The sequence below is a fragment of the Burkholderia sp. Ac-20349 genome (assembly GCF_017104865.1).
Classification (GTDB): Bacteria; Pseudomonadota; Gammaproteobacteria; order Burkholderiales; family Burkholderiaceae; genus Burkholderia; species Burkholderia aenigmatica.
In genome coordinates, this window is record NZ_JAAGPM010000064.1 from 32,124 (window position 1) to 42,796 (window position 10,673).

The 10,673-nt window shown below is 66.3% G+C and carries 10 protein-coding genes and 1 pseudogene; 2 read left to right on the top strand and 9 right to left on the bottom strand.

What is annotated here, in order from left to right:
• Positions 1 to 98 precede the first annotated feature (98 nt).
• Positions 99 to 1,400: an NCS2 family permease gene (locus G3N61_RS21140; protein WP_043180211.1), complete on the bottom strand. Its 1,302-nt coding sequence runs from the start codon at positions 1,398 to 1,400 to the stop codon at positions 99 to 101.
• A 790-nt stretch (positions 1,401 to 2,190) separates the two neighbouring features.
• Here G3N61_RS21140 and G3N61_RS21145 point away from each other — a divergent pair.
• The gene (locus G3N61_RS21145; RefSeq protein ID WP_011354312.1) at positions 2,191 to 2,469 is read left to right on the top strand and encodes a hypothetical protein; all 279 of its coding nucleotides are present in this window, start codon (positions 2,191 to 2,193) and stop codon (positions 2,467 to 2,469) included.
• Between the two features lie 160 nt (positions 2,470 to 2,629).
• Here G3N61_RS21145 and G3N61_RS21150 read toward each other — a convergent pair whose 3' ends face one another.
• The 8 genes from G3N61_RS21150 to G3N61_RS21185 all read right to left on the bottom strand — a co-directional run bounded on the left by G3N61_RS21150 (position 2,630) and on the right by G3N61_RS21185 (position 10,343).
• Positions 2,630 to 3,004, bottom strand: a complete 375-nt coding sequence (locus G3N61_RS21150; protein ID WP_043180209.1) for a DUF2917 domain-containing protein — start codon at positions 3,002 to 3,004, stop codon at positions 2,630 to 2,632.
• A gap of 326 nt (positions 3,005 to 3,330) precedes the next feature.
• Positions 3,331 to 3,708, bottom strand: coding sequence for a DUF2917 domain-containing protein (locus G3N61_RS21155; protein ID WP_205823506.1), 378 nt, complete (start codon positions 3,706 to 3,708; stop codon positions 3,331 to 3,333).
• A 251-nt stretch (positions 3,709 to 3,959) separates the two neighbouring features.
• A complete protein-coding gene (locus tag G3N61_RS21160; protein WP_043180204.1) occupies positions 3,960 to 4,247 on the bottom strand; it encodes a hypothetical protein in 288 nt (95 codons plus the stop codon).
• Between the two features lie 79 nt (positions 4,248 to 4,326).
• On the bottom strand, positions 4,327 to 5,232 hold the full coding sequence (locus tag G3N61_RS21165) for a metal-dependent hydrolase (RefSeq protein ID WP_043180201.1): 906 nt from the start codon (positions 5,230 to 5,232) through the stop codon (positions 4,327 to 4,329).
• Between the two features lie 30 nt (positions 5,233 to 5,262).
• Positions 5,263 to 7,050, bottom strand: coding sequence for an SDR family oxidoreductase (locus tag G3N61_RS21170; RefSeq protein WP_205823507.1), 1,788 nt, complete (start codon positions 7,048 to 7,050; stop codon positions 5,263 to 5,265).
• Between the two features lie 45 nt (positions 7,051 to 7,095).
• The gene (locus tag G3N61_RS21175) at positions 7,096 to 7,995 is read right to left on the bottom strand and encodes a M24 family metallopeptidase (RefSeq protein WP_175021317.1); all 900 of its coding nucleotides are present in this window, start codon (positions 7,993 to 7,995) and stop codon (positions 7,096 to 7,098) included.
• 475 nt (positions 7,996 to 8,470) lie between these two features.
• Positions 8,471 to 9,412 carry an Abi family protein gene (locus G3N61_RS21180; RefSeq protein WP_205823508.1) on the bottom strand — a complete coding sequence of 314 codons (942 nt, stop codon included), beginning with the start codon at positions 9,410 to 9,412 and terminating at the stop codon, positions 8,471 to 8,473.
• A gap of 157 nt (positions 9,413 to 9,569) precedes the next feature.
• A complete protein-coding gene (locus G3N61_RS21185) occupies positions 9,570 to 10,343 on the bottom strand; it encodes a slipin family protein (RefSeq protein ID WP_043180191.1) in 774 nt (257 codons plus the stop codon).
• A 50-nt stretch (positions 10,344 to 10,393) separates the two neighbouring features.
• Between G3N61_RS21185 and G3N61_RS21190 the strand changes: the two are divergent.
• Positions 10,394 to 10,673, top strand: a pseudogene (locus G3N61_RS21190) (sigma 54-dependent transcriptional regulator); the annotation flags it as partial.

Genomic DNA, 10,673 nt, shown 5'->3' on the forward strand with positions numbered 1-10,673 from the left:
ACAAGGCGGTACGGCAGTCATGGCATGCACAACGAAAAACGCCACCCGAAGGTGGCGTTTTTTCATCGTGCATCCTGCATCGCGCCGAAGCGCCGTCGTCACTCGCTGCCGAGATAGAAGAAGCGGAACAGGAACACGGCGGCGATGATCCACACGATCGGCTTGACCGTGCGGGCCTGGCCCGTCAGCAGCTTGAGGCCGGCGTATGCGATGAAGCCGAACGCAACACCGTTCGCGATCGAGTACGTGAACGGCATCAGCAGCGCGGTCAGCGCGGCCGGCACGGCTTCCGTTGCGTCGTCCCACGGTACGTCGACCATCTCGCGCAGCATCAGGCACGACACGTACAGCAGTGCCGGTGCCGTGGCGTACGCCGGCACGACGCCGGCGAGCGGCGCGATGAACAGGCAGGCGAGGAACAGCACCGCGACGGTGATCGCCGTCACGCCCGTGCGGCCGCCGGCCTGCACGCCCGACGCGCTTTCGATATACGCGGTGGTCGACGACGTGCCGAGCACCGAGCCCGCGACGATCGCCGTGCTGTCGGCGAGCAGCGCCTTGTTCAGGCGGTTCATCTTGCCTTCGACGAGCAGGCCCGCACGGTTCGCGACGCCCATCAGCGTGCCGGTCGCGTCGAACAGCTCGACGAGGAAGAACACGAGGATCACGTTGATGATGCCGGTCGACAGTGCGGCGCGGATGTCGAGCTTGAACAGCGTTGCGTCGATCGACGGCGGCGCGGAGAACACACCGTGGAACTGGTTGTCGCCGAAGAAGAACGACAGGATCGTGACGCCGATGATGCCGATCAGGATCGCGCCGCGCACGCGCAGGTGGTCGAGCGTGACGATCGTGAAGAAGCCGATGATCGCGAGGATCGTGTCGTGCTTGTGCAGGTCGCCCAGCGTGACGAGCGTGGCCGGGTTGCCGACGATCACGCCCGACGTCTTCAGCGAGATGATGCCGAGGAACAGGCCGATACCCGCGGTGATGGAGATCCGCAGCGATTTCGGAATGCCGTTGACGATCGCCTCGCGCACACGGAACAGCGTGACGAGCAGGAACAGGCAGCCGGAGATGAACACCGCGCCGAGCGCAGCCTGCCACGGGAAGCCCATTCCCTTGACGACCGTGTACGCGAAATACGCGTTCAGGCCCATGCCGGGTGCGCACGCGATCGGGTAGTTCGCGTACAGCCCCATGATGAGCGACGCCAGTGCCGCGACGAGGCAGGTCGCGACGAACACGGATTCCTTCGGCATGCCGGCGTCGCCGAGGATCGCGGGGTTGACGAAGATGATGTAGGCCATCGTCAGGAATGTGGTGACGCCCGCGAGTATTTCGGTGCGGAAGTCGGTGCCGGCTTCAGCGAAGCCGAAATACCGCTTGATGGATTCCATGAAGGCGTTTCTCCGGTCGGGTTGTCGTGTTGCTTGTTGTGCCGAATTGTTGTAAAGGCAGCGCGCGGCCGGCTTACTGTAACCAGCCACTATTGCCCGGCTATCGGCGGATTGTAATAGCGCGGATAGCTCGGACGATATAGTTGGAGGGCACGACCGCGCGATCGATCGGCTGCCTGCGCGCGAACGGTCTGGCAGCCCGGCCGCGCGGCGAAGGCGCGCATTTTACCGGTTCGGACGGAGCGAACCGGAAGAAATGGCGGAAACGGGAGCGGGGCGCGTGAAGGAGGCCGGCCGGTGCGTGCGCAACGGCATGCAACACGGCACGCGCGGCGGATTGCGCGTGGCAGGTGCGGGATGACATCCGACTGAAACGGAGTGCCCGCATGCTGCACGAATGCGTGGCGGGCGGCGCGTGCGCGCAAACGCACGTGCGCGGCCGGTGCGGATGCCCGGCAGCGGCGTGCAGCGGCCATTCGTCAGTCCAGGCGGTGGCAGATATCGGGCTATCGTGCGCCGAAGCCGTCCCGCCCGCAACTGTCATTTCGCGAAGCGGGGGCGACTGTGGTTTCTGTGTAAAAGATTGCAAGACCCCATCGCGTAAACCGGCAAGTCTTTCTAGGATAGATACACCGCGCATGCACACGCCGGCCGGTAATTGCCGACGCGGGGGAGTCGCAGTCCGTGCAGGCCGGGCGGTGAAGTGCGGTCAAGGCCGTTGCGCGTTCGGGCAGGCACGGCCGATTGCGATTGCCCGATGCGGGTTCGTCCGTAAATCACGGAGGTCAGCATGTTGAACTGGATCAGCCGTTGGGCGATGCGACACGCCCCCACGCCGGAAAAAACCGCTGCGTCGATGCTCGTGACGGCGCGCATGGAACTGTTCGCTGCCGAACAGCGCGTCATCGACGCGAAATTACAAGCGGATTACTGGCGCACACGTGTGTCATTCCTCGAGGAGGTGCAGAAGCAGGGCATCGATCCGTGGGTGACCTCGCAGGCAGCGCAACGCCCCGACCTCGAGTCCACTCCCCGAAGCACGGGCCCGCGTCTCGCCGCCAGCACCTGATGCACCTGTTGCATCCCGTTGCTGCGCACGGCGCGCGATCGCGCGCGGCACGCACCGGCGTGCCGCGTCATTCGATGCGCACCTGCGGCGCGTTACGCCGCAGGTGCGTCCGTTTCCGGTCGCGGCCGCTCCGCGTCTCACGCGCCTGACGGCGCGTCGCTCATCCGCTCCTTCTCCCTGCCCCGAAGAGCAAACGTTGCACCAGCGCGAACGTGCGCCTGAAGCGCTCACCGCGCTGCACGAACGCGGTCGTGATCGTCGCTTCCGCCGACCGGTCGGCATCGGTGCCGAGCCAGATGCGTTCGCCGCGTGCGATGCGCAGCACGTCGCCGGGCTGTACCCAGCAATCGTCGACGTTCGGCGGGCGCGTGACCCACAGCGCCGCGCCATACACGCGGAGCTCCGCGTCCTGCGGCGCACGCCACGTCAGCGTCGCGCGCGGCGCGATCGCGAAACGGATCACGACAGTCGGTAACGCGATCGTGCCGGCGCGGCGCCGATCGGGACGGTCAAACAGCGGGCTTGCCTGGTCCATCGTCTTCTCCATTCAGTGAGCCGGACGGATGACGCGCACCAGAACAAAAAGGCCTCATCCGTTTCCGGTGAGGCCTTGTGTGACATGCGGTACTGCTCGATTGCTAACGCACAAGCGCCTCCCGTGAACCCTTCGATCGAAGGTTCATCGAGCAATGAATCGCGACGGCGATTAGCGTGTACGTAGGCATGCGAACGAGTTTGTCTGCGTGGCGCGGTGTTGTCAACGACAATTTTCGGGATAGGCGAGCGCGATGCATCGACATACGCGCGCGGAATTTCGTGACGCCGCCGCGCACCCGGATGCAGTGCGCAGCAGCGCTGTCGTCAGGATCGACTTCGACATCGCTCGCGTAGCAAGCTGCGTATTCGTGCGAGCCCATGCGCGAGCCACGCGCCGCGTCTCATCGCGTATGCGGTCGTGATCGATGCTTCGGCCGGCCGGTCGTCGTCGGTGCTCATCCAGATGCGATCGCCGCGCCGCACACGCAGCACGTCGCCGGTGCGTATCCAGTAATCGTCGACGCTGCCCAGCCGCGTGACCCACAGCGTCGCGTCGTGCACGCGGATCTCGGCGTCGTGTTGCGCGCGCCACGTCAGCGTTTTGCGCGGCGCGACCGTGAATTGCATCACGACCCGCGGCAATGCGATCGCATCGGTGCGGCACCGATCGGGGCAGACAACCAGCCGGCTTGCTTGGTCCATCGTTATCTCCATCCGTTGAGCCGGGCGGGATGACGCGCACCAAAACAAAAAGGCCTCATCCGTTTCCGGCGAGGCCTTGTGACATGCAGTGCTGAATCTCGATGCTAACGCACAAGCGCCCCCGGTGATCGCCCCGTATGGGCGTTCACTCGGTTTTTATGCGCGATGGCGGCGGGCTTGAGCGTAGGCATGCGAACGAGTGTGTCGCGCCGGCGCAGCAATGTCAACGGAATTTTCGAGATACGTGGCGGTCACGCGTCGCGTTGCGCGAGCCCGTTCACGAGCAGCTCGGACAGCAGGCCCGTCATCCCTTCCGGGTGCGTGGCTGCACGTGCCTTCAGCTGTTCGACGAGCTCGGCGTTGAGCTTGCACGCGAACGGCACGAGGCCCTGTTCCTGGTCGAGCTTGCGCTGCGCGCGGCGGTCGAGCTTGGCTGCGTCGTCGGCACCCTTGCCGAAACGCGCGGAGCCTGACTGCTTCATCGCGTGCGTCAGCTTGAGCGCCTTGTTCTTTTCGAGATCGGTTTTCTTCATGGCCATCGCGGCACCTCCGGGAAATTGAAGCCGCGATTGTACGCATTTCGGCGGGCGCCGCCCGCCGAGTCGGCAGGAAACCCGCTCAGGCGCCCTTCGCCGTGCCCCAGTTGCCGCCGTGCGCGGCCGCCTGCGCGGCCGGCGAACGGGCGAGGTAGGCGAGCGCCTGTTCGGTCGAGCCCTCGTGGTGCGGCGTATAGCTCGGCTTGAAATAGCGCAGCGCGGCACCGATCACCTTCCAGAACGACGGCAGGTGCCCGCGCCGCGAGCCATGCCACCACGCGAGCACGAAACCCGGGTAGCGGCCGGCGTCCGGGTCGCGCCGGTACATGAACTTCGCGCCCGTCGTGATGTAGTAGAGCAGCAGCAGGATCACGAACGCCATGTGCACGCAGCGCTCCGGATAGGTGCCGCCCATGTGCCGGTAGATGTCGAACGCGACCGTGCGGTGCTCGACTTCCTCCGCGCCGTGCCAGCGCAGCAGGTCGACCATCGTCGGGTCGGCTTTCCCTTCGTCGAGCCCGTGCGCGTTGAGCACCCAGTTGCCGAGATAGCCGAAGAAATGCTCGAGCGACGCGATCACCGCGAGCTGCTGCCGCAGCCAGAAGCGCGTGTGGCCGATCTTCAGCCCGAGCGGCTGTTCGCCGAGCACACGCGTGAACAGGCGATTGAGCTTCTGCGTGAACGGCTTCGTGTCGATCCCGTGCCGGTCGTAGTAGTGCTTGAGCACGCCGCCGTGCGAGCGCGAATGCACGGCTTCCTGGCGCAGGAAGCCTTCGGCCTCGTCGCGCAGGCGCGCATCGGTGATCAGCGGCAATGCCTTGTTGTACACGCGGCAGAACCACAGCTCGCCTTCCGGGAACAGCAGGTTCAGCGTGTTGATGATGTGCGTGCTGGCCGGGTCGTTCGGCACCCAGGTAATCGGCGTGTCGCTGAAGTCGAACTTCACGTGCCGGGCCTTGATCTTGTGATAGTCGGCGGTATCGGTCATCTTTGTCTCCCTGTGCGGCGTCATGCGCCGTCAATGCGATGCCATGCTGACGCGGGCGATCATCCGGCCGAGCCACGGCATGAAGCGGCCGACGAAGCGCATCGCGTGCGCCTCGCCGCCGACCGCGACGACGGGGCGATTGCGCAGCACGCCGTCGACCATCGCCTGCGCGACAGTTTCGGGTTTCAGGCCGCGCATCTGGTACAGCTTCGTCGCGCGCTTGCGCAGCCGCGCTTCGTCCTGTGCATTGGCGCCCGCGTATTGCGTCGACGCCATGATTCCGGTTTCCGCGAAGCCGGGGCACACGGCCGTCACGCCGATGCCTTGTTCCGCGAGTTCCGCGCGCATGCATTCGCTGAGCATCAGCACGGCGGCCTTCGTCGTCGCATACGCGGGCAGGTCGCGCGACGGCCCGAACGCGGCGGCCGACGCAGTGTTGACGATGTGCCCGCCGGTGCCGCGCGCGGCCATCTGCTGCGCGAACAGCCGCGAGCCGTGGATCACGCCCCACAGGTTCACGTGCAGGATGCGCTCCCAGTGCCGCGTGCTGGTGTCGAGGATGCCGCCGGCCATGCCGATGCCTGCGTTGTTGATCACGACGTCCGCGCCGCCGAGTTCGCTGCCGACCCACGTCGCGAGCGCTTCCATCTCATCGGCGGACCCGACGTCGACGCGTTTTGCATGGGCTTGGGCACCGGTTAACCCGATCAGCAGCGCGGTGCGTTCGGCGCTCGCGAGATCGATGTCGCACGCGACGATCGTCGCGCCTTCGCGGGCGAACGCGAGCGCCGCGCAGCGGCCGATGCCGCTGCCCGCGCCGGTCACCACCGCGACCTTGCCGCTGAAGCGGCCGCTCGTTGCGCGGCGGCGCGCGTTCGCGAGCGCGGGCGGTTCGTTGCCCGCTTCGACCGCGTCGATCAGTTGCCCGGCGAGATCCGCGAAGCGCGCCGGATCGGCGAGCGGCAGCCAGTGGCCGGCCGCGACTTCGCGACGGTAGTACTGCGGCACCCAGCGCGACAGGTTCTCGGACAGCGCGGGGCTCACGTATTTGTCGCCGAGCGGCACGATCGTCTGCACCGGCGCATGCGCGTAGCGTTCGCGCGGCGCGAACAGGCAGCGGATGAAGTTCGCGCGGTAAAGGCGTACGCCGCGCGCGCCGTCGTCGGCCTGGGTCGGGCGCGGCGCGGCGGGCGTCTTCTCGAGCCGGCGCAGCAGGCGCGGCCATGCGCGGCCGAGCCACAGCCGCCAGCCGAGCTCGGGGATGAACGGCAGGTGGAACAGGTACACGTACCACGACCGCACGAGCTGGCCGCCGAGCTTGGCGAGCGACGCGGGCGTCGGGCGCAGCACGCGTTCGCGCAGCCAGAAGCCGACGTGGTCGAGGCACGGCCCCGAGCACGACGTGTACGACGCGATGCGGCCGGCGAGGCGCGGATCGGTGACGAATTCCCAGCCCTGGATCGAACCCCAGTCGTGCGCGATCAGGTGCACGGCGCGGCCGGGGCAGAGCGCGTCGATCACCGCGACGAAGTCGTCGGTCAGCTTCGCGAGGTGGTAGTCGGCCGTGCGCTTCGGCACGCCGGACAGGCCCGCGCCGCGCACGTCGTAGGCGATCACGAAGTGCTTGCGCGCGAGCAGCGGCGCGACGTGCTGCCAGACGCTGCTGTCGTCGGGATAGCCGTGCACGAGCACGACCGGCGAGCGAGCCGGGTCGCCCCAGGTCTTGACCGCGAGCGTCAGGTCGCCGGAGGCGACCGCCGTTTCGCTATGAACCGATTCGAACAGGGCCAGCGGCGCTTCGTCGGAAAGAGGCTGCATCGTGAGTCCGTCGTTCAGGGAGTCGGGAGGAAGGGCGGGTGCGCGTCAGGCGGCGGCCGGCACGGTCGCGACGGCCTGCGTACGCTCGGCCTGGCGGCGCTGCCAGCGACGCACGTGCGGCAGGTCGTCGTCGAGCCAGTACGCGTCGTCTTCGGTGATGACCAGCAGCTCTTCGAATTTCGCACCGACGCCAGAGAAACCGAGATGCGGCTCGACCGCCCACAGGCCCGGCACCGGTGCATGCTCGGAGCGGCGGTCGATCGACCACAGCGGCGACCAGCCTTGCTGTTTCGCCGCGCGGCCCTGGTCGAGCAGCAGGTTGCGCGTCGCGTTCAGCCCGAAGCGCGCGACGAAGCGCGGCTTCGACAGCTTGTGGATCTTCGCGACGCGGTGCGCGAGCACCTTGAACGGATAAGCCTTGTGGCGCGGCTCGACGCCCTGGCGGCGGCACAGCGCGTCGACCTCCTGCGCGACTTCGGCCATCGACCGGCGCTCCTTCACGAGCCGCACGATCATGTCGCGATGGTCCATCAGGTCGTCCTGCAGCTGTTCGAGGATCGGGTTGTGGCCGAGGCAGTGCGCGTAGCCGACGTCGGCGACGATGCCGTCGAGCACCGGCGCGACGTCGAGGATCACCGGCATGTCGGTTTCGAGCTGCCGGTTGCTCGGGAAGAACGCGAGATTGAAGCCGCCCATGTGCTTGAGGCCCGAGAAGCCTTCGAATGCGGTGCGGTCGCCGAACCACGCGAACGGCTTGTGCAGCCAGTCGTGCACGCCGTTGTCCTGCAGCCACTCGGTCAGCAGGCGCGCGGCTTCCTTTTCGGTGATGCCGGGGTAGAGCATCGCGCCGACGGTTTCGACGCAGCGGTAGGCAAGCTGCTGGACCGCGCGGAATTGCGGCAGCTCGTCGAGGTGGACTTCCGGCAGCGGGTGGTGGTCGGCCATGGCGCGTCTCCGTTTGGGGCGCTGATCCGGAACGCGCCCGCCGGCGTCACCGTCGCGGGTTATTCAGTCAGCATTTAATGTGTCATTGAGCGATGTAATGATCATAGACGGTTCCGGGTGCCGGGGAGTGAGGATTTGTCCTAATGGAAGGGGGAAATGGAGGAGGGGCTCTAGATAGGAGGCCGTCCGCGAGGGCGCGCGCGGGATGGTCGCCAGGTACCGGGGCGACGACGAATCCGGCAAAGGAGCTGATCCGGCACTAGAAGTGCGCGCAAGGCCGATAGAAATTCGGCAATAAAAAAAGGACGCTTGCGCGTCCTTTTGCCGTCTGAAGTGTTGCGCATCGTCGAGAGGCGTCCCCAGCGTTTTCATCGACGATGCTAGCGAAGTATCGACGGGATGTCAAAATGCATCGCCGTCGAAGACGGCGCGTGACGGGCATCTTGTCGCGCGTTCCGTCGTGTCCGCCCTGAACTCACTGCCACGCCGGCGTCGAGTGCCAATCGGGCGTGAAGCCGAGATGTGTCGCCGGATCCACGTGCTCACACCCCGTCAACGTCGCTCGCAAGGTGTCGCGCCATTCGCCGCCATGGCCGAGCGGGTCGAGCAGGGCCTTCATCATCGTCGCACGGGCGTAGAACGTCTCCGGCCGGGTCATTTCCGGGGCATAGCGGACGAGGCTTCGCCCGGCCGGCTTGGCGGGAGGCGATACCGTCAGCTTCGTTCCCCAGAGCCGAGCATGATGCGCACATGCATTGCGTAGGTCGGTGAGCGATTGCAGCCAGCTGGTGAGCACCATATCAGGGATGTCCGGCCATGCATGGCGCCCGGCGACCTTGCGGTCGCGCATCGAGAGCGCGCTGAAGATCCGTGACAACGCGCCCAGGCTCAGCCGCTCGCAGACCAGCCAGATTGGCGGCAGGTCGGGACTGGCATAGGTTCGATAGTAGTGAGCCAGCGCCGAGCCTTTCCGGGTTTCGCATTCCCGGGCGATCTGATCCAGGACGCGCGCGTAGTGGCGCAGGTCGACGAAACGGTCCCTCTCGACATACCAGTGGCTGCCGTAGTCGATTGCGAGGGGATTGCTGAGTGCGGCGCGCAATGCAACCTCGACGCGCTCGACCGCATCCATCGTGACCGAGCGCAGACGTCGATCGAATGCGTAGAGTTCAACGATGTCGGAGAACCGGGTTCGAGGCCAGAACCGTTTGGTAGCGGGGTTCTGAAAGCGGCGCATGTAGACCAGCAACCGGAAATGGCCGATCGACCGGAGCATGCGCAAATTCGCGGGGCGATCGTCGATGCGCAGGCCGCGTTGCCACAAGCGATGCAGTGTTTCCTCGGCGCTGAGGGCCACCTTGCCATAAGCCCTGGTTGGCGTCGCCGATACCGTCTTCCTTGTCCGAGTCTTGCCCATTGTTGATCCGTACTGCCATGCATGCGGATCTCGTTGTATACGCCAATGGATCGCGGGCGGCCACCTTCCATACCATTCGGCAGATGGCGGGCGCCGGTCGGGTTCGATTCCTGTGGTTCCTCGTCCGGCGAATCCGGTGCGGATCCGAGTGTCTGCCTTACCCCTCCCGCTTCCCCCCCAACCGCTCCAGCAACGCCCCCAGCAGATCGATCGGCAGCGGAAACACGATCGTCGAGTTCTTGTCCGCCGCGATCGTCGTCAGCGTCTGCAGGTAGCGCAGCTGCATCGCCTGCGGCTGCAGCGCGAGCCGTTGCGCGGCCTGCAGCAGCTTCTCCGACGCCTGCAGTTCGCCTTCCGCATGGATCACCTTCGCGCGCCGCTCGCGCTCGGCCTCGGCCTGCCGCGCGATCGCGCGGATCATCGTCTCGTTCAGGTCGACGTGCTTGATTTCGACCGTCGACACCTTGATCCCCCACGCATCAGTCTGCGCGTCGAGCGTCTTCTGGATGTCGGCGTTCAGCTGCTCGCGCTCGGCGAGCAACGCGTCGAGCTCGTGTTTGCCGAGCACCGCGCGCAGCGTCGTCTGCGCGAGCTGGCTCGTCGCCTCGAAGAAGCGCGCGACCTGGATCACGGCCTTCTCGGGATCGACCACCCGGAAATACACGACCGCATTGACCTTCACCGACACGTTGTCGCGCGTGATCACGTCCTGCGCGGGCACGTCGAACACGACGGTGCGCAGGTCGATCCGCACGACCTGCTGGACGATCGGGATGATCAGCACGAGCCCCGGCCCCTTCACTTTCCAGAAGCGGCCGAGCATGAACACGACACCGCGCTCGTACTCGCGGAAGATACGTATCGACGACGCGACGAGCACGACGACGAAGACGATCAGGACGCTGCTGAAGCCGAACGTGTAACCGATCATGAAGGTTCTCCTTGGTGTTGTTCTTGCGCCGGCACGTCGTAGAGCGGGGCAACCTGTGGACATACCAACTGCCCGGGCTGGCCGCGGGCCGTAAGGACATCGAACAGACCCTCGAATTCGAACTCGACCGTTTCGGCGGCGAGCAGGGCGAGCAGGTACGGTTCAACGTCGAGGCGAAGCGGCGCTATCTCGCGTTCGCCGCCTCGCCGCGCGCGGCGTGGGCCGGCAACTTCCGCGAGCTGTCGGCATCGGTCACGCGGATGGCGACGCTGGCCGATGCGGGGCGGATCACCGAGGCGCTCGCCGAACAGGAAGTCGAACGGCTGACGC